Source organism: Pseudomonas sp. G5001, from assembly GCF_013385475.1.
GTDB lineage: Bacteria > Pseudomonadota > Gammaproteobacteria > Pseudomonadales > Pseudomonadaceae > Aquipseudomonas.
The window spans coordinates 19,286-39,113 of record NZ_JACAPZ010000054.1; the positions used below are offsets into that span (position 1 = coordinate 19,286).

The following is a 19,828-nucleotide window of genomic DNA, read 5'->3' on the forward strand; positions in this document are numbered from 1 at the left end:
GGTCATGCAAGCGTTCCCCTCCAAGCGTTCTCCCCTCAAGCATGCGGTGCACGCCGCCCTGCTCGGTGCCTGCCTGAACGGCAGCGCCCTGCCCCTGGCGGTCATGGCGCAAACGCCTGCCAGCGACACCCAGGCCCGTGACTGGAACATTGCACCCGGCCCATTGGCCACGGTGCTCGACCAGTTTGCGCGCCAGGCGAGTATCAGCCTGTCCTATGACGCCACCAGCGTCGCCGGCAAGACCAGCCCCGGCCTCAACGGCGCGCTGGACAGCCAACAGGCCTTGAGCCAATTGATCCAGGGCCAGGGCTTGCAAGCCCAACGCCAGAGCAACAACACCTGGCTGCTGTTGCCGCAAGTCGCGGACACCGGCGCGCTGAACCTGGGTGCCACCACCGTGACCGGCGAACACCTCGGCGTCACCACTGACGGCAGCGGTTCCTACACCACTGGCGCGGTGACCATCGGCAAGGGCGCCCACAGCCTGCGGGAAACACCGCAATCGGTCAGCGTCATGACCCGCAAGCTGATCGACGACCAGAACATCACCACCATCGATCAATTACTGGAACACACCCCGGGCATCACCACCTACGACTCACCTATGGGTGGCAAGTATTTCTATTCCCGTGGTTTCAAGATGCTCGGCCAATACCAGTTCGACGGTGTGCCGTTGGACATCGGCAAAGACTACGTACAGGCCGACAGCTTCACCGCCAACATGGCGATCTATGACCGGGTGGAAGTGCTCAAGGGCGCGGCCGGCATGCTCAAGGGCGCCGGCACCGCCAGTGGTGCGGTGAACTTCGTGCGCAAGCGGCCACAAGACAAACCCACTACCAGCCTGTCGCTGTCTGCCGGCACCTGGGACAACTACCGCGCCGACGTCGATACCGGCGGCCCGCTCAATGACAGCGGCACCGTACGCGGCCGCGCCGTGGTCAGCCAACAGAACCGTGGCTCGTACATGGACGTCTCCAAGCGCCAGGACCAAGCTGTCTACCTCGCACTGGATGTTGACCTCTCGCCTGACACCACCCTGGGCATCGGTGCCAGCTACGAAGATGTCGATGCAACGCCCTGCTGGGGCGGTGTGCCGCGCTACAGCGACGGCAAGAGCATCGGCCTGAGCCGTTCCACCTGCCTGGGCCAGGCCTGGAACGACTGGCAGAGCCAACGCACTACGCTGTTTGCCGACCTCACCCACCACTTCAACGACGACTGGCAACTCAAGGTCACGGCGGTGAACAGCCGCAACCTGCAAGACATCAAATACGCCGCCAGCCAAGGCACCGTGAAGTACGGTGACCCGGCGCCAACTGCCGAGATGTACGCCGCGCTGTTTGACTACGACCACCGGGATTTCGGACTGGATGCCTACCTGGACGGTAAGTTCGAAGCGTTCGGTTTGCAGCATGAACTCATCATCGGCGCCAATGGCAGCCGTGGCACCCAGGACGATGTCTACGCGATCCGCAGCCTGCCCGACCGGCAAAGTATCTTCCTGCCCAACCACCACTTCCCGCAGCCCGCCAACGATACCTTCTGGCCCAACATGTACCGGGGCGGCACCGTCAAGGAAACCGCCACCCAGTACGGTACCTACGCCACTTTGCGCCTGAGGCTGGCCGAGCCATTGATGGTGGTGCTCGGCAGTCGCGTCAGTTGGTTCGAAAACCGCCGCCAGTCGAATAACCTCGCCTGGGGCGAATGGGCCCTGCAGGATGCACGCACCAAGGAAACCGGTGAAGTCACGCCGTTCGCCGCGGTGATCTATGACCTCGACGACAACCTTTCGGTGTACGCCAGCTACGCCGATATTTTCCAGCCACAAAGCTCCAACGCCACGGTGACCGGGGCTGCCCTCAAGCCCAAAATCGGCGAAAACTACGAGCTGGGCATCAAGGGCGAATGGTTTGAGGGGCGCCTCAACAGCTCGCTGGCATTGTTCCGCGCTATCGAGAAAAACGCCGCCGAAACCGACTACACCACCCAATGCGGTACCTCGGCAGACGGCTATTGCTACACCGACACTGGCAAGGTTCGCGCACAAGGTGTCGAAGCCGAGTTGAGTGGCGAGTTGCTGGAACGCTTGCAAGTGGCGGGCGGCTACACCTACACCCAGACCAAGAATCTCAACAACATCAACAGCGCCGCCATTGGCGCGGTTGCAAACAGCTACGTGCCGCGACACATGCTGCGCTTGTGGGGCGATTATCAGTTGGACGGCACACTGTCGAAATGGAGCGTCGGCACCGGCGTCAACGCCCAGAGCAGCAACTACCGAATTCAAGGCATCAAACTGGAACAAGCCGGTTATGCGGTATGGAATGCGCGGTTGGCGTACCGGGTTGATGACACATGGACGGTGGCGCTGAACGGTAACAATCTCTTCGACAAAAATTACTATCAGACGGTGGGAACGGCCGACTGGGGTAATTTCTACGGCGAACCGCGCAACTTCACTGTCAGTTTGAAAGGCAATTTTTAAGGTTAGTACCGCCTCAATGTGGTGACGGACTCACGTCCTCACCACTCGTCGCTTGTCCCCGAAAAACCCCGCATCCGACCTCCGTCAAAAAAAGGTTTTCCTCAGCCGCAGGAAATTTCCCAAATTTGTTCCTACACTCCAAAACGCCAGCATTTTGTTCCGGGAAAACCCGGAAATCCGACCAAGACAGTCAACAAACTGTCACGCGGAAGAGCACCTGACGTGTCTAGACCGAAGGTCTTATAAAAAAGTCAAAACCTTGACGAGCGACGAAAAGGGAACCATCATTTAGCCATTACCCCGCAAATTCCCTGCAGATAGATAGGTAATTGCGTATTACCCAGCGAAGTAACCGTTCGTCTGGCGCCACTTATAAAGCAAGCCCTGCCTTTATGGATGAGCAGCCGAACAAGGAAGCCCTGGTGTGCAATGAGGGATGTTTTTATGCGCGAGAAGTCGTCAGTCGACAGCCTGTTTTTGACCCGGGCCGGTTTCATTGAGTTCTTTGTTGTTTTCGTAAAATTGATGCACGGCCTCACCGCCGTTTTTCCAGCACTGATCCTGCTGTTTTATCCAGACCCGATGGCCCCCGAACTGCGCGCGCACTTTCTCGGCTTGCTGCTGTTTTTCGCGATCCTGACGATCATTCTGTTCCAGGCCATGGGGGTTTACTCCGAGGAGCTGTTCAGCAACCGCCTGCGGTTTCGCACCATGCTGGTGGCCTGGTCCGCGGCCTTTTGCATCCTGCTGTTCATGTACCAGATTCTGCTGATGTTCCCGCAGTTGAGCCCGCGCAACCTGGCGTTCTGGTTTATCACCAGCCTTGCGTTGTTCGGGCTGGAGCGGATCGTGATGCTGCGCCTGTTCCGCAACCTGATGGCCAGCGGCAAATACCTGCAACGCACGGTGATCCTCGGCTTCACCGACACCGCCGTGCACGTGGCCGACCACTTGCAGCGCAACGGCGATATCCGTTCCGGACTGATCGGTTTTATCGACGACCGCACCGAGCGCATCCCCAAGGAACTGAGCAACCTGCCGCTGCTGGGCAACACGCGCGACCTGGAAAAACTGATCCGCTCCGAGCAGGTCAACCAGGTGATGATTACCCTGCCCTGGGCCGCCGAACAGCGGATCAACGGGCTGGTGAAGCGCCTGCGGCAGATGTCGGTCAACGTCATGCTGGTGCCCGACATGGCGGCCCTGCGCTATGGCCACAGCCGTATCACCGATGTCGGCGGCATCCTGATGTTCAACACCTCCCACGTGCCGCTGCGGGGCTGGTCGCCGTTTATCAAGCGCTGTGAAGACCTGATCCTGGCAACCCTGGGCCTGGTGGCACTGTCGCCGATCATGCTGATCACGGCGATTGCCATCAAGCTCGACTCCAAGGGCCCGGTGCTGTTTCGCCAGAACCGGTTTGGCTACAACGACAACGTGATCCGGGTGTTCAAGTTCCGCTCGATGTACGCCGAGATGAGCGACTTCAACGCCGACCGCCAGACCACCCGCGGCGACCCGCGCATCACCCGCGTGGGCCGGATCATTCGCAAGACCAGCATCGATGAGCTGCCGCAGCTGTTCAACGTGCTGCTGGGCAACATGTCGATGGTCGGCCCGCGCCCGCATGCCACCGCGACCAAGGCCGCCGGCGTGCCCTACGAAGTTGCCGTGAGCGAGTACAGCTCGCGCCACCGGGTAAAACCGGGCATCACTGGCTGGGCGCAAATCAACGGCTATCGTGGTGAAACCGACACCCTGTTCAAGATCCAGAAACGCGTTGAGTACGACCTGGAGTACATCTCGAAGTGGTCGGTGTGGTTCGACTTGTACATCGTTTTCATGACGGTCCCGGCCGTCCTTTCGACCAAGGAAGTCTATTGATGAACACCCTCAACGGCTTGATTCCCTGCATCATTTCCGGTGGTTCGGGCACCCGGCTGTGGCCGGTGTCGCGGCAGAACATGCCCAAGCCTTTCATGCGCATGCGTGATGACCAGAGCCTGCTGCAGAAGACGTTCCTGCGGGCCAGTCACCTGCCGGGTGTGGAAAGCGTGCTGACGGTGACCAACCGCGACCTGCTGTTTCGCACCCTCGATGACTACCGCGTGGTCAACAAGGCCCATCTGGCCCTTGACCTGTTGCTGGAGCCGTTCGGGCGCAACACCGCCGCCGCCATCGCCGTGGCCGCCCTGCATGTACAGGAAAACTTCGGCAGCGAGGCGCAGTTGCTGATCCTGCCCGCCGACCATCTGATTCTTGATGAAAGCGCCTTCGCCGATGCCGTCACCCAGGCCCGCGAACTGGCGGAGGCCGGCTACCTGGTGACGTTCGGCATCCAGCCCGACCACCCGGAAACCGGCTTCGGCTATATCGAACAAGGCGAGGCGCTGGGCCAGGGGTTCCGGGTCAAGCGCTTCGTCGAGAAGCCCGACCTGGCCACCGCCCAGGGCTACCTGGACGGCGGCAAGCACCTGTGGAATGCCGGGATGTTCTGCTTCAAGGCCGGTACATTGCTGGAGGAACTGGCGCTGCACGCCCCCGCCGTGCTGGACGCCGCCAAGGCCGCCCTCGAGCACGGCCACAGCCTGAACAACAACAGTTGCCGTCAGCGCGAGCTGAACGCTGAAGGTTTCGGCGCGGCGCCCGACATCTCGATCGACGTGGCGCTGATGGAAAAATCCGCGCAAGTGGCGGTGGTGCCCTGCGACATCGGCTGGAGTGATATCGGTTCCTGGGACGCGGTGCGCCAACTCACCCCCAGCGACGCCAACGGCAACCAGGTCAATGGCCAGGCGATCCTGCATGACGTGCACAACTGCTACATCGACTCGCCCAAGCGCGTGCTGGGCGCAGTGGGCGTGCGCGACCTGATCGTCGTCGACACCCCGGATGCGATCCTGATTGCCGACGCCAAGCGCAGCCAGGACGTGCGCTACATCGTCGCCGAGCTCAAGCGCCAGGACCATCCGGCATTCAGCCTGCACCGCACTGTCACCCGGCCGTGGGGCACCTACACCGTGCTGGAAGAAAGCAGCCGCTTCAAGATCAAGCGCATCGTGGTCAAGCCCCAGGCCTCCTTGTCCCTGCAAATGCACCATCACCGCAGCGAGCACTGGGTAGTAGTCAGCGGCGCGGCGATGATTACCAACGGCGACCGTGAATTCCTGATCAACGCCAACGAGTCCACCTACATTCCGGCCGGGCACAAGCACCGCCTGACCAACCCCGGCATCATCGACCTGGTGATGATCGAGGTGCAGAGCGGCGAGTACCTGGGCGAAGACGACATTGTGCGTTTTGACGACATCTACGGCCGGGCTCCGGCCGAAGTGAAGAAGTGATGCGTACCGCCCTGATCATCCCGACCCGCAACGCTTCCAGCCACCTCGACCGGCTGCTGCCGGCGCTGCGCATGCAAACCCTGCAACCGGACGAAACCCTGGTGGTCGACAGCGCTTCCAGCGATGACACCGTGGCGCGTTTTCGCGAGTTCGGCGCACGGGTCGAAGTGATCGATGCCAAGGACTTCAACCATGGCGGCACCCGCCGCTGGGCCAGCGAGCAAGTCGACGGCGACGCGCTGATCGTGATGACCCAGGACGCGATCCCCGCCGAACCCGAGACGTTCGCCAACCTGGTGGGCGAACTGGAACTGGACCCGCTCAACGGCGTCGCTTACGGCCGCCAGTTGCCGCACCCGGATGCCGGCGTGCTGGGCGCCCAGTCACGCCACTTCAATTACCCGCCGCAAAGCCGCAGCAAAAGCCTGGCTGATGCGCCGGAGCTGGGGATCAAGACCTGCTTCAGCTCGGATTCGTTTTCGGTGTACCGGCGCAGCGCCCTGCAAGCCGTCGGTGGCTTCCCCGCGGATGTGATCGGCAGCGAGGACGCCTATGTCGCCGCCCGCATGCTGCTGGAAGGCTACAAGGTGCGCTACGCCGCCACCGCCCTGGTCTATCACTCCCACGATTACCGTCTCATGGATGAGTTTCACCGCTACTTCGACATTGGCGTTTTCTACGGCCGCGAGCCGTGGATCCGCCAGGCTTTTGGCGATGCCGGCGGTGAAGGTAAACGCTATGTACTGGCCGAGCTTCGAGCGTTACGCGAAGCCGGTGCATTGCACCGCGTACCCGAAGTACTGGTGCGCAGCGCGTTCAAATTGCTCGGCTACCGGCTGGGCCATCTGGAGCGCCAGCTCCCCCTCGCCCTCAAGCGGCGCATCAGCATGTTCCCCGGTTATTGGAGGTGAGCATCATGACCTACAGGAAGACCCCTTTGATGAAACGAACCTTGCTCGTCCTGGCCATGATGGCATTGGCCGCCTGCAATACGCCCGCGCGGATCGTCGCGCCCGATGGCAAGACGGTGGACGAGGGCAAGCAGGCCCTCGATCGCATGGCCCAACTGCCACCGGCGGTGGAGCGGATCCGCATCGGCGACCAGTTGCGGATTGTCCGCGATGCCGGGGAAATGCCAACTCTGTCGGCGTTCAACGTCAGCACGATTTACGAGCTGACGCTGTACACCGTGCAGAACGACGGCAAGATCAACTATCCCTTCCTGGGGCCGATCCAGGTGGCGCGGCGCACGCCGGCGGAAGTCGCCGCCGAGCTGAGCCAGAAACTCGCACCGGTGTATCGCGAGCCTCGGGTGACGGTGAACATCAACCAGGCGCCGGGCAACACGGTGATCGTCGGCGGCGCGGTATTAAACCCATCGGCTGTCTCCATCGCCACGGCCCCGACCATGGAGCAGGCGATTCTCGGTGCCGGCGGCGTGAGCTCGGTGGGCAACGCGAGCATGGTCGCCCTGCTGCGTGAAGATGGCCAAGGCGTCTACCACGCCTACTTCCTCGATTTCAGCCAGTACCTGAAGAACGGCGCACTGGGCCGCAAGCCCGTGGCGCTGCAACGCGGTGACGTGGTGTTTGTACCCAAGTCCAACGTCGGCGAACGGATCCAAGGCGTGGACACTTACCTGAACCAGCTGATTCCCTTCACCAAATCCATTGGTGTGGGCTACAGCTACACCACGAACCACTAAAGGAGCGACATCCCATGATCGAGATCCGTTCTTTTCGTGATCTTCTGCGTCTGTTCTTCATCTTCAAGCACGAGTTCAAACTGGCGGCGATTGCCGCGCTGGTGATCATTTTGCTGGGGGCGTTCCTGCTGCCGGCCAAGTATGAATCCACCGCGCGATTGCTGGTAAAACCAGGGCGTGACTCGACGATGCCGATCGAGGTCGACAACCGTCAGCCAATCGTCATGCCGAGCACCCAGCGCGACCCGATTGTCGACGAAGAGCGCCTGCTGACCGGCCGCCCTATCGTGCGTGCAGTGGCCGAGCATTACCTCGACGTGATGGACAAGATGCAGCCGCCGGAAGGCGTGTGGAAGCGCACCAAGTGGTACGTCAAGAAAGGCATCAGTGCCGTATTTGACGGTGTGCGAGTGGTGCTGGAAACCGTTGGCATCGTCGAAGAAACCACCCCGGTGGAACGCCTGGCGAAAAGCCTGGAGAAAAACTTCGAAGTGACCCACGCCATCGGCTCTACGGTGATGGACATCAGCTTCCGCTGGGATGACCCGCAAATCGCCCAGGCGGTGGTCAAGGATTGGGTCGAGACCTACATCGACGAGCGCACCCAGGCGTTGGGCCGCAAGAGCCTGTATGCGTTCTATGAAGGCCAGGTGTCTTCCAGCGCTGCGCAGATCAAGAGCTACAAGGAGCAGATCCTCGCGCACTTGAACGACATCGGCGCCTCGAGCATCACCGATCGCCTGGAAGACTTGTCCGAGCGGATCAACGTGCTGCGTGGCGAGGTGTTCAACTCCACTCGGCTGATCGCTTCCTCCGACGTGGCGTTGCAGAGCACCCGTGACCAACTCAAGGGCCAGCCCAAAGAGGTGACCACGGTTCGCCAGATCGCGTTGAACCCGCAGCAACAAGACTTGCGTCGCCTGCTGAACCAGAAGCTCCTGGAAAAAGCCGACATGATGCGTACCTATACGGATAACGCGCCGCCGGTCAAAGCCCTGGACGCTTCGATCCGTGCCATGCAGGCCCAGGTCGCCGGTGAAAGCGACACGGTGCAAAGCTCCGAGAACCGCGCGCCGAACACCCTGGAAATCCACCTGCAACGGGTACTGCTGGATGAGACCAGCCGCAACCAGTCGCTGCGTACACAGTTGGTGCAACAGCAGAAGCAACTGACTGAACTGGAAGCCCAGCGCAAGGACGCCCTGGCCATCGAGCCGGAGCTGGCGCGCCTGGCCCGTGAGTTGAACGGCACCGAGAAAAACTACGCGCTGTATGTCGACAGCCTGGAAAAATCGCGGATCGACCGTGAACTGGACAAGAGCCAGATCAGTAACATCGCGGTGATCGAAGAAGCTACCCTGAACCCTGGGCGCGTCTTCCCGAAAACCCTGCTGATGCTGCTGCTGGCGATCCCGTTCTCCATCGTGGTCGGCCTGCTGGTGATCTACCTGTGCTACCTGCTGGATCAACGGATCCACGACGGCGGCCTGGTGGAAGGCAAATTCGGCCTGCCGCTGTGGACCACGCTGCCGGAGCTGGACACCAGCACCGCGCAAAGCACCAACGCCTTCAACGCGAGCATCTATCGCCTGTATGGGTTGCTGCCGCTGGAGCGTATTGCCGAACAGGGCCTGACCCTGGGGCTGACCTCGGCACGGCACGGTGAAGGCGTGAGCTTTATCGTCGAGCAGTTGCGCCAGTTGCTGGAAGAGAACGGCGTGCGGGTGCGGATCGGCGGGGTTGAGCCGGCGATTCCGGGCCAGGTGGTACTGCTGGATGCTTCGGCGCTGCTGGACAATCGTGATGCGTTCATCAACCTGCGCCGTGCCGACCTGATTGCGCTGGTAGTGGAAGCGCAAAAAAGCACGGTACCGGTGGTGGAACACGCACTGTCGATCCTCACCACGGCGTTCGGCAAGGTCGATGGCATTATCATCAACCGCCGCAAGTTCGAGGTACCGGTCAAGGTGCTGAAAACCATCGCCAAATACCGGGGTTCGTTCTGATGCGCATCGCCCTGCTCGCTCCCCTGCCGCCGGAAAAGAACGGGATCGCCGACTACGCGAACCACTTCAAGACGGCACTGGAGCAACTGGGCGTCGAGGTGGCTACGCCCTTGACGGGCGTGGTCGGCAGCACGGCGGCGATCAAGCAAGCCATTGCCGGTTTCGACTGGCAGGGTGTTGACCTGGTCCACGCCGAGCTGGGCGGTGGGCGGCTGGGGGAGTTCCTGGCCCTGCGCGAATTGCGCAAGGCCTACCCCGCCCTGCCGTTGACCGCCACGGTGCATGACCCGGAACGCATGGTCTGGCGGCGCGAGCAATTGCCCTTTCCGCTGAACCTGCTGGAATCCTTGCCCAGCCCATTTCCCCAGGCGGCAGTGGTGCTGGCCGATCCCTTGACCCTGCGCGAAGAACGTCACGTCGCCCAGGGCCTGACCCGGCTGGTGACCCTCACCCGCCTGGGCGCCGACTGCCTGACGGCGCGCATGCAATTGCCCGCCGGCAAGGTGGCGGTGATCAACCACGCCAACCTGGATATCCCGCCGGTGGCCTTGCCGCCGCTGGATACGCTGCACCTGTTGTATTTCGGTTTTATCTACCGTGGCAAAGGCATCGAAGACCTGTTGCAGGCCCTGGCCGCCGCCTTCGAAAAAGCCCCCGAATTGCGTGACCGTGTGCGCCTGACCCTGGCCGGTGGCACTGCCGCCGAAATGGCGTTTGGCACAGGCGGCAATTACCTGGAGCAGTTGAACAGCCAGATTGCCGAACTCGGCCTGGCAGGCTCCATCGACTGGCGGCTGAATTTGCCGGCCAGCGAGATCCCGCAGACGATCCAGGCGCACCATGTGATGGTGCTGCCGTATCGCGAATCGAAAAAGCTCGGCCTGCTGGGCCGCCAGCGCGGCACCAGCGGCGCATTGTCCTGGGCTGCCGCCTGCGGGCGCGGCGCGATCACCTCCGATGCCAGGGCGTTTGCCGAGGAAGTCGCCAGCGGCAATGGCGCCATCTATCCACAAGGCGATGTAGCCGCCTTGAGCGAACAACTGCTGCGGCTCGCACGCAACCCGCACATGGCCACGGACTGGGCCGCACGCGCCGCCGCCATTGGCCGCGAACGGTTGTGGCCAGTGACCGCGCAGAAGTTCGCGAGCCTGTTTGAGCAAACCGTTGCAGGAGGCAACCATGGCGCGTAAACGGACTTACCTCGCTACCCTCGCAGTCGTCGCTGCGCTGGGTTTGACCGCCTTTCTCTGGGGCCGCCCGGCCGATGCCGAGAGCCATGTGCTCAGGGGCAGCAAAGAGGTCGTGTGGAAGGACTTCCTGGGGGTGAACGCGCAGTTCCTGTGGTTCAGCCCCGAGCGTTATCAGAAGCAGATCGACCGCCTCAAGGCCCTGGGCTTGGAGTGGGTGCGACTGGACCTGCACTGGGACCAGCTGGAAACCGCCGAGAACCAGTACAACGTCGCGACCCTCGACGAACTGGTGAACAAGCTGCAGCAGAACCAGATCAAGTCGGTGTTCTACCTGGTGGGCTCGGCGAAGTTCGCCACCACCGCGCCCGCCTCCTCGCCGTACCAGGACCAGTTCCCGCCCAAGGACCCGAATATCTTCGCCAACCGCATGGCATTGCTGGAACAGCGTTACCCCAGCGTAGATGCGTGGCAGGTGTGGAACGAACCGAACCTGCTGGGGTTCTGGCGCCCCGCCGCCGACCCGGCCGGCTATGCGAACCTGTTGCAAGTCACCGCCGCCGCGTTGCGGGTGGTGAACCCGAACAAACCGGTGGTGGCCGCCGGCATGGCATTCTTCAGCGAAATGCCCAACGGCCAGAACATGCTCGACGGGCTGCTGCAACTGGGCGTGCCGAGCCTGAATACCGTCATGTCCTATCACCCCTACACCCAATTGCCCGAAGGCAACACGCCGTCGAACCTCGACTTTGTCGAAAAAACCAGCGCCCTCAACCAGAAACTGCGGGCAGCCGGGGTGAATACCCTGTGGAGCACCGAGTGGGGCTGGTCGACCTACAAAGGCCCGAAAGAGGTGCAGGACTTCATCACCACCCAGGGCCAGGCCGACTACATCGTGCGCCGCGTCGCGCTGATGAGCGCGCTGGATTTCGACAAGATCTTCCTGTTCACCCTGAGCGACCTGGACCAGCGCGCCAGCGTGCGCGACCAGAGTTATGGCTTGCTCGACATCGACGCCAACCCCAAGCCGTCGTACACCGCGCTGCAGAATTTCCTGCAGGTGAGCGGGCCCAAATTGACCCCCGGCGACCCACCCACCGCCGATCAGTTGCCCGATGGCCTGTTCAGCATCGGCTGGTCCCGTGCCGACGGGCGCAAGGTGTGGTTCTTCTGGTCGGCCCGTGGCGGCAGCGCGCACTTGCCGGGCATGACCACCGCCACCTTGTATGACCCGTTGCGCGGCACCGAAACACCGTTGAGTGGCACCAATGGACTGGACGTACCGGTCAAGCCGAACCTGCAAATTCTGTTATGGGATTGAAGCCACCCATGCGCATCCTCTGGATCCTGCCCTACTCGCCTTGGCCCGCTACCAGCGGCGGCAAGACGCGCCAGTTTCATTTGCTGCGCAGCCTGGCTGCGCGCGGGCATCGGATCACCTTGCTGCTGCACGACAAACATGCGGTATCGCTGACGGATCGCCACGTGCTGGAAGCCTTTCTGGAACAGGTGATCATCCTCCCCCGACGCCCGCTGCGCAGCCTGAAGACCCTGCTGGCCGGGCTGTTTGCGCCGTACCCGTTGCTGGCCAGTGTGAATGGCCTGTCGGGTGAACTGCAGGACACCTTCGAGCGCTTGCTGACCGAGCATTGGGACGTGGTGCAGATCGAACATACCTACACCTTCCAGCCTTACGAAGCTGCATTGGCCCGTCGCTCCCAGCCGTTTGTGCTGACCGAACACAATGTCGAATCGTCCCTCGGCGCCGCGACTTACGACCGCCTGCCCGGCTGGGCGTTGCCGTTCATACGCTACGATCAATGGCGCTACGGCCGCTGGGAACACCGGGTGATGCGCCAGGCCGCGCAAGTGGTCGCCGTGACCGACGCCGACGCCCAGACCCTGGCGCAGATTGCCGGCAAGCCGGTACCGGTGGTGGTCAACGGGGTGGATTGCGCGCACTTCGCTGCTGCCCGACCCGACCCGACGACCCGCCGCGTGCTGTTTCTGGGCAACTACGAATACGCGCCCAACGTCGATGCCATCGAGTGGGCACTGGATGAGATCCTGCCGAAAGTGTGGGCCCGCTGCCCCGACGCACGCATGAGCGTCTGCGGTTTCGGCATGCCGGAAAGCTGGCGCGAACGCTGGCAGGACGGACGCATCGAATGGCAGGGCTTTGTCCCCAACCTGCTGGCCCTGCAATCGAGTTGCTCGGTGTTTCTGGCGCCGTTGCGCCATGGCGGCGGCTCCAAGCTCAAGGTGCTTGAAGCCCTGGCCGCCGGCCTGCCGCTGGCGAGTACCGACCAGGGGGTGTCCGGCCTGGACCTGGTGGAAGGCCTGGATTACCTCGGCGGCCAGACCGCTGAAAGCCTGGCCGACGCCGTGGTGCGCCTGCTGCAACAGCCTGAAGTCGCTGCTCCCATGGGCGAAGCCGGTCGCGCCTATGTGCGCCGTGCCCATGACTGGAGCGTCGCCGCCAGCCAGCTGGAGCAGGTGTACGCGCAACTGTCGCCCCAGAGCCAAAAGGAGCCGGCATGCGCATAGGCCTCGATTACCGCACCGTCGGCACCTCGCCGCAATCAGGCATCAGTCGCCAGGTGTACGCCCTGGAAGATGCCCTGCGCACCCTGCCCGGCATCGAGCTCGAACGCTTCAGCGTCGCGCCGCTGGGGGATGAGCTGCGCCTGAACGTGCATTGCCCGGACTGGGGCTGCGCCAAGACCGCCATGCACCAGCCGCACCAGCGCCTGCGTTTCGAGGCGGGCTACCTGCCCAAGGCGCTGCGCAATGAGCATATCGATGTGTACATCAGCACCTTCAATATGGGCCTGCCGCTGCCGCCCAAACCCCAGGGCCTGCGCACCGTGGTGCTGCTGCATGACCTGTTTCAGATCACCCTGGACAACTATCACGCCAACCGCCTGAAGGCGCTGATCTACAAGGCCAGTGATCGGCTGTCGATCACCTATGCGGTGCACACGGCAGACCGGGTGTGGACGCCTTCGCAGTACAGTGCCGACGAAACCGCGCGGCTGTTTCCCAAGGCGGCAGGCAAGATTCGCGTGTTGCCCAACCAGGTGGTCGGTTTTGTCGGACTGCCGGCGGACCTCTCGGCCCGGCAACTGCCCGAGCGCTACTGGCTGCTGGTGGGTACCCGGGAATTGCGCAAGAACGTGCCGTTCCTGGTGGACGCCTGGCAGCAAGCGCGCAGCCAGTCGCCGAGCGTGCCGGAACTGGTGCTGGTGGGCAGCCTGGAGCATTTGCCCGAAGCACAACGCAACTACCCGGGGATACGCGCCTTGAGCGGCGTATCCGACGCTGAATTGCACGGGCTCTACCGCAAGGCCTTGCGCCTGTGGCAGCCTTCCTACGCGGAAGGCTTTGGCTTGCCGGTGATCGAAGCCCTGAGCGTCGGCACTCCGGTGGCGGTGGCCAGCGGTACCTCGCTGGACGAAATCACCCCGCCGCTGGCACCGCGGTTTTCACCCACGGACGGCGCGGCGCTGGTGCAATTGATGCTGCACCTGGCCGACCAACCCGTCGAACAACCACCTGAACAGTTACGCAGCTGGGCCGAACGCTTCAACCACCAGGCCTACCGTCGGCGCCTGGCCGAACTGATCGAGGAATTGAATTGAGAATCTCACTGGGTAGCCTCGTCGCCATCGTCTTCGGCCTGCTGTTTGGTGGGTTGATCCTGTTTCTTTCCCCGGTCAAGGCCGTGCTGGCAGTGATCGGCCTGGCCGCTGCCGTGACGATTCTGCGGTTCCCGTTCTGGGGGCTGCTGCTGTTCGCCCTGGTGGCGACGTTCATGCCCTACTCCACCCTCAACCTGGGGATTCGCAGTACGGTCAGTGAGGCGCTGATCGCCCTGACCTGGGCGGCGGTGATCTGGCACGGTTTCCTCTCGCGCCTGCCGGCCGCCCCACCGCTGTCGCGGCGCCCTACCGACCGCATGTTGATGTGGCTGATGATCTTCACAGTGGTGCCGTTTATCGTCGGCCAGGTCAGCATCACCGCCGAGGCCAGCGGCGTGGCGAACTGGTTGCGTTGGCTGCTGAACCTGTCGGTGCTGTTCCTCGCCGCCAAGCTGCTGGTTGAACAGAAGAACCGCGAAGCCCTGGTGATCGCCTTGTTGCTGGGCACACTGGCGATGCTGGTGATGTCCATCGGTGTATTTATCCGCTCGCGCTCGGCCTCGGGCATGTTGCCGATCTTGACCCTGATGAACTACGGCAGCCTCGACACCTTGTCCTTGGGCCTGGGTGCCATGGCCTCGCGGATGGGTTCGCCATGGATGCACCCGAATGCCACCGGCGGGATCATGGCGCTGCTGCTGCCATTGGCGTTCTGCTACGGCATCACCAACACCGGCTGGAAACGCGGTCTCGGCCTGGGCGTTGCCTGCCTGGGTGCGGCGGCCCTGCTGTTGGCCAGCAGCCGGGGGGCGATGGTCAGCCTGGCGCTGGTGCTGATCTGGATGGCGTCGCGGCGGGTGCCGTACACCGGGCGTTTGCTGATGATCGGCGTGGCGTTGGCCGTGGCGCTGGTGCTGTCGTACCCACCGTTGCAGGAACGTCTGGCGACAATCTTTTCGGCGCAGAACGCGAGTACCGAAGTGCGCTTTGACGAATACCGCATGTTCCCCCAGGCCGTGGCCAGTTACCCGCTGGGCATTGGCTTCAAGGTTGACCCTCCAGTGCCGGGTACGCACCTGCTGGGGATTTCCAACCTGTGGCTGAATTTCGTCTACAAGACCGGGGTGATCAGCATGCTGCTGTTTATCGCAGTGACCTGGCGCTGGTGGCGCGAGTCCCGTCCGGAAATCGGCCCGATCCGCCTGACCAAGGACAATGCGATCTGGCTGGGCAGCACGGCGGGGATTCTGTCGGCGCTGGTCAGCGGCTTTTTTGACCACTACTTCAGCTTCGCCCTGGTGATGATTGCGCTGTTCTGGCTGATGGTGGGGATCAACGTGCTGGAGGCGCGGCGGCTGTTTCCGGCGCGTCTGCCAAAGGTCAAGACCGTGGCGCATCGCAAGCCTGTGTTCAATAGCGTCGGGCCCTAGGCATGCTCGGATCGGCGTTCTGGTTGACCCTGGCAACCTTGCTGGGGTTGTGCCTCGGGTTTGCCCGTGAGTGGTTGCTGGTGGCGGCGTGGGGTGCGGGCGAGCGCAGCGATGCGTTCCTGATCGCGCTGTTCTTGCCCGAAGCGTTGCGCATGTCCCTGGCCGGGGGTGTGCTGAGTGCCGCCGCCCTGCCGCTGTACCTGCAACGCAAGGACGGCGAGCGCCTGGACTGGCTGGCGGTGTTGTTCCCGGCGCTGTTGCTGATCGCCCTGGTGACCAGCCTGCTGCTGACGTTGCTGGCGCCATGGCTGGTGCAACTGCTCGGCCCGGGGCTGGCGGCGACGGCCACCAGCCTCGCCAGCAGCAACTTGCAGATTCTCGCCTGGAGTGTACCGGGGCTGATGCTGCATGCGCTGTTCAGTATTCCGCTGCAGGCCAGCGAGCGCTTTGTGGTCGCGGGGCTCGGCTCGTTGCTGTTCAACCTGCCGCCGGTGACCTACCTCGCCCTCGCCGGCACCGCCACGCAACCGCACTCGCTGGCGTTGGCCTGCCTCACCGGCAGCCTGCTGATGCCCCTGGCGCTGTTGCCGTCGATGCTGCGCCTGGGCTGGCGGCCGTGGCGGCTGCGGGCTTCGACATTGGAATTGCGCGAGCTGGGCGCACGCATAGGCCCGCTGCTTTTAAGCAACGGTGCCAGCCAGGGTTTGGCGCTGATTGAACGGCTGGTGGCGTCCTTGCTGGGTGAAGGTGCGGTGACCTGGGTCAACCTGGCCCGCAAGCTGATGAACTTGCCGTTGATTGCCCTGATGAGCCTCAACCAGGTGCTGCTGGGCATGATGAGCCGGCGCCAGGGCGACGAGCGCCTGGCCCTGCTCAAGCGCGGCCTGGAAACCGCCAGCCTGCTGACCCTGCCCGCAGGCGTCGGCCTGGTGGCGGCGGCGCCGAGCCTGGTGGCGTTGCTGCTGCCCAAGCAGTCGGTGGATTCGCCGTTGCCGCTGTTGCTGGCCTGGTTTGCCGTGCCGCTGGTGTTCGGCGCCTGGAACGCCCTGTTGGCGCGTTATGCCTACGCCGCCGGCGACACCCGCCAACCGCTGCGCTGCGAGTTGCTGGGCAGCCTGGTGAACGTGTTGCTGCTGGGTGTGCTGCCGTTTGTGTTTGGCCTGGCGGGTATCCCGCTGGCCGCCCTCGCCGGCGTGCTGTGCACGGCGTTGCTGCTGATGCAACGCCAGGCCTTGCTCGGCGCCCTGCCCTGGAAGGGGCACTGGTTGCTGAGTGGGCTGGTGATGGGCTTGGCGGCGTTGGTGTTGTTTCGGGTTCAAGGTATTTGGCTTCAGCTGGGGTTGAGCACCCTGGCGGGGGCCGTGGTGTTGCTGGGCATGGGCCTGTGGCTCAAGCCGTGGCGCAAGGCAGATTTATAGAGTGGGAGCAGTCAGGTGAAAAAACGCTGGATTCAAATGGATATTGCCAAGGGCATTGGCATCCTGATCATCGTGTTCGGGCACAGCTGGTTTGTCGCCAGTTCCCTGGACTTGCTGTACCCGCTGCTGGCGGTATTTATCCTGCCGTTGTTCTTCTTTCTCTCCGGGGTGTTCTTCAAGCCTGAACAACCCTTTGTCGAGATGGCGGTGCGCAAGGCCGATGCACTGCTCAAGCCGTTCTTCTTCACCATGCTGGTGTACATCCTGATCCGCGACCTGCTGCGCGGCCAGGCACTGCTGCCGGACATCGGCGGCGTGCTGTATGCCTCGGTGGACACCATTCCATGGCAGGCGCTGTGGTTCCTGCCGCACTTCTGGGTGGCGATTCTGTTCGGCTGGGTGATGTTGCGGCTGATGCAGCGCCTGGGCTTGTCGCTGGCCATGAGCTGCGTGGTGATCACCCTGCAATTGATGCTCGGGATCTGGACCCTGCCGTGGTTCTGGCAGGTGCCGGTGACCGTCGGCGGGCAGACCTGGACGATGCCGGGGCTGCCGTTCAGCATTGATGTGACGTTGATCAGCAGTACCTATTTTATCTTTGGTTACTTGCTGCGGGACGTGCTGCGTCGCCACCAGAGTTCGTTGCTGACGCTACTGGGCGCCATGGCGTTGTTTGCGGTGGTGTTCATCTACAGCTGGGACACCATGGACCTGGCACAGCGGCGTTACGACCACTGGCTGTGGACCAGTTTGCTGGCGGTGATCGGCGTATATGTATGCTGGGCCCTGGCCGGGGTGATGATGGTCTCGGGGCTGCTGACGCGGGCGATGACGTACATCGGGCAGTCGACGTTGATTCTGTTGATCTTCCACGGGGAAATTCAACACAAGACGGTGGACTTGATGGAACGGTTCGGGCTGCATCCGCTGCTGTCGGCGAGCATCGGGCTGGTGGTGGCGGTGGTGGTGCCGTTGATGATCGGCGAGGTGATCAAGCGGGTGGCCTTCCTGCGTTTTTTCTACTTCCCGTTCCCGGTGCGCAAGGCACCGGCGGTGGCCGGTGAAAAGCCTGGAGCTTGAGGCGTGATGTGGGAGCTGTCGAGCTTTAGCGAGGCTGCGATGGCATCACCGCGGTGTGCCTGAATTACCGAGGTGATGCTATCGCAGGCAAGCCAGCGCCTACAGAAAAACGCTCAATCATCCAGTGCCGGTTGTGGCGCTGGATGCTTGGAGTTCTTGCCCGCCTTGGCTCCAGGCTTGCCTGCTGCAGGGGCAGCGGGCTCAGGTTCGGCCGGCGCGGCAAGGTCCTTTTCAGCCTGGGGCATCTGATCAATCGCGCTGAAGAAATCCGCCAGGCTGAGGGTGTCGGGTGGCACGGTCTTCTCGAGTTTTTTCTCGCCGTCCTTGCCCACCAGAATCACCTTGGTGCCACTGCCGGCACCCAGCTTGAGTGCGCGGATCAGCGCGTTGGTTTCAGGCGGTGCGAGCTTCTTGTTGTCCTTCGCGTCCTTGGCGAACTTCTCGCCTTCAGCGCCGATGCTGCCAAAGGACACGGTGTACAGCACCATGTTGCGCTCTTCAAAGGACTGCTTGTTGGCAGGCTCGTCCAGCTGTTTCTTGAGGGTGGCCAACGTCGGGTTGCCGGAGTCGAGCTCCACCACCACCAACGGACGGGACTTGCCCAGGTCCTGCTTGAGCGGATTGAGATCATCCGCGGCCAACAGCGGCCCCGTAAAAGCCATCAGGGTAGCCAGGGTCAGCGACCGGATGAGCATGCACACCTCCTTTGAATTCCATGCAGGGTTCTTGAGTTTCATGTCTGCGACAGTCAAATTCAAGGATGATTCCTACAACAACTTCAGAAAGCGTAGGTCAGGACGCCCGCGACGCAAGGCGTTTAGCCACCTTACGCCTCATTGTTTCTTTTGATTGCGGATGCTCACGACGGCCAATGCCGGGCAAATACCGGCGCTACGTTTGGGTGGGCATCCACCTGCGCCAGCATCCGGGCAAACTCTGGCCGCGACTGGTGCAGCGCGTCCCGCCCGCCTGCCCAACGCGACACCGCCGCAGCCATGATCGCCAGTGCATTCGGAACCTGCGCCGGGGTGAACAGTTGCTCGGCAAATTGATCGGCAAACACTTCCCAGGCCCCATGCAGGCGGCGACGGGTGCCGCTGATCAGCTGTTCATGCTGCTGCGCATCGGGGCTGTCGGTCCAGCGTTCCGGATAGTCGATGATGCCAATCGCCGAGTAACAGTTGGCGGCGATGTACACCAGGCCGCGAATGACTTGGGCGGGCTCCTCGGGCAGCAGCCCTGAGGCGGGAAACTGCAGGCCCAGGTGAATCAGGATCGCCGCGCTTTCCGTCAACACGCTGCCATTGGGCAGTTGCAGAGTGGGGATTTGCTTGAGCGGGTTGATCCGCGCCAACGCCTCGTTGCCCACGCGGTCTTCCCAGGAGCAGGCGTCGACCTGGCACCACTCGACACCGCAACGCTGCAGGGCAATTTCGATGATGCACGAGCCGGTGCCTTGGGTTCCGTAAAGGGTGTACACAGTGCCAAGCCTCCTGGCAGTGGATTGAGGTGTTAGGCTAGGCCGT

General features: G+C 62.7%; 15 protein-coding genes. 13 read left to right on the top strand and 2 right to left on the bottom strand.

All coding sequences use genetic code 11. From position 1 onward, the window contains the following. Nucleotides 1-4: 4 nt before the first annotated feature. The 13 genes from HX805_RS31075 (at nucleotide 5) to HX805_RS31135 (ending at nucleotide 18,302) form a co-directional block, all read left to right on the top strand. Nucleotides 5-2,491 (top strand): TonB-dependent receptor, encoded by a 2,487-nt coding sequence (locus HX805_RS31075; protein WP_093207807.1) that lies wholly within the window; start codon nucleotides 5-7, stop codon nucleotides 2,489-2,491. 444 nt (nucleotides 2,492-2,935) lie between these two features. Then, entirely contained in the window at nucleotides 2,936-4,375 is a 1,440-nt protein-coding gene (locus tag HX805_RS31080) for an undecaprenyl-phosphate glucose phosphotransferase (RefSeq protein ID WP_003208206.1), read from the top strand. Continuing rightward, the gene (locus HX805_RS31085; protein ID WP_003208208.1) at nucleotides 4,375-5,835 is read left to right on the top strand and encodes a mannose-1-phosphate guanylyltransferase/mannose-6-phosphate isomerase; all 1,461 of its coding nucleotides are present in this window, start codon (nucleotides 4,375-4,377) and stop codon (nucleotides 5,833-5,835) included. The genes HX805_RS31080 and HX805_RS31085 overlap by 1 nt, the downstream gene beginning before the upstream one ends. Further along, nucleotides 5,835-6,746, top strand: coding sequence for a glycosyltransferase family 2 protein (locus HX805_RS31090; protein WP_008434557.1), 912 nt, complete (start codon nucleotides 5,835-5,837; stop codon nucleotides 6,744-6,746). The genes HX805_RS31085 and HX805_RS31090 overlap by 1 nt, the downstream gene beginning before the upstream one ends. A gap of 29 nt (nucleotides 6,747-6,775) precedes the next feature. Next, nucleotides 6,776-7,540 carry a polysaccharide biosynthesis/export family protein gene (locus HX805_RS31095; RefSeq protein WP_008434559.1) on the top strand — a complete coding sequence of 255 codons (765 nt, stop codon included), beginning with the start codon at nucleotides 6,776-6,778 and terminating at the stop codon, nucleotides 7,538-7,540. A gap of 14 nt (nucleotides 7,541-7,554) precedes the next feature. Continuing rightward, entirely contained in the window at nucleotides 7,555-9,546 is a 1,992-nt protein-coding gene (locus HX805_RS31100; RefSeq protein ID WP_003208213.1) for an exopolysaccharide transport family protein, read from the top strand. Then, a complete protein-coding gene (locus tag HX805_RS31105; RefSeq protein WP_177117609.1) occupies nucleotides 9,546-10,736 on the top strand; it encodes a glycosyltransferase in 1,191 nt (396 codons plus the stop codon). Before HX805_RS31100 ends, HX805_RS31105 begins: the two co-directional genes overlap by 1 nt. After that, on the top strand, nucleotides 10,726-12,054 hold the full coding sequence (locus HX805_RS31110; protein ID WP_177117610.1) for a cellulase family glycosylhydrolase: 1,329 nt from the start codon (nucleotides 10,726-10,728) through the stop codon (nucleotides 12,052-12,054). Before HX805_RS31105 ends, HX805_RS31110 begins: the two co-directional genes overlap by 11 nt. 8 nt (nucleotides 12,055-12,062) lie before the next feature. Beyond that, complete coding sequence (locus HX805_RS31115) at nucleotides 12,063-13,280, top strand: glycosyltransferase family 4 protein (RefSeq protein WP_177029331.1); 1,218 nt, start codon at nucleotides 12,063-12,065, stop codon at nucleotides 13,278-13,280. Next, nucleotides 13,271-14,374 carry a glycosyltransferase family 1 protein gene (locus HX805_RS31120; RefSeq protein ID WP_008434566.1) on the top strand — a complete coding sequence of 368 codons (1,104 nt, stop codon included), beginning with the start codon at nucleotides 13,271-13,273 and terminating at the stop codon, nucleotides 14,372-14,374. The genes HX805_RS31115 and HX805_RS31120 overlap by 10 nt, the downstream gene beginning before the upstream one ends. 2 nt (nucleotides 14,375-14,376) lie before the next feature. After that, nucleotides 14,377-15,804, top strand: coding sequence for an O-antigen ligase (locus tag HX805_RS31125; RefSeq protein ID WP_043225192.1), 1,428 nt, complete (start codon nucleotides 14,377-14,379; stop codon nucleotides 15,802-15,804). 2 nt (nucleotides 15,805-15,806) lie between these two features. Continuing rightward, nucleotides 15,807-17,222, top strand: a complete 1,416-nt coding sequence (gene murJ, locus HX805_RS31130; RefSeq protein ID WP_003208222.1) for a murein biosynthesis integral membrane protein MurJ — start codon at nucleotides 15,807-15,809, stop codon at nucleotides 17,220-17,222. A 36-nt stretch (nucleotides 17,223-17,258) separates the two neighbouring features. After that, the gene (locus HX805_RS31135) at nucleotides 17,259-18,302 is read left to right on the top strand and encodes an acyltransferase family protein (protein WP_023658988.1); all 1,044 of its coding nucleotides are present in this window, start codon (nucleotides 17,259-17,261) and stop codon (nucleotides 18,300-18,302) included. 113 nt (nucleotides 18,303-18,415) lie between these two features. Here the strand turns inward: HX805_RS31135 and HX805_RS31140 are convergent, their stop codons facing one another. Together HX805_RS31140 and HX805_RS31145 are read right to left on the bottom strand one after the other, a co-directional pair. Next, nucleotides 18,416-18,997, bottom strand: coding sequence for a DUF4174 domain-containing protein (locus HX805_RS31140; RefSeq protein ID WP_134327043.1), 582 nt, complete (start codon nucleotides 18,995-18,997; stop codon nucleotides 18,416-18,418). 164 nt (nucleotides 18,998-19,161) lie between these two features. Then, entirely contained in the window at nucleotides 19,162-19,782 is a 621-nt protein-coding gene (locus HX805_RS31145) for a glutathione S-transferase (RefSeq protein WP_177117611.1), read from the bottom strand. Between the last annotated feature and the right edge of the window lie 46 nt (nucleotides 19,783-19,828).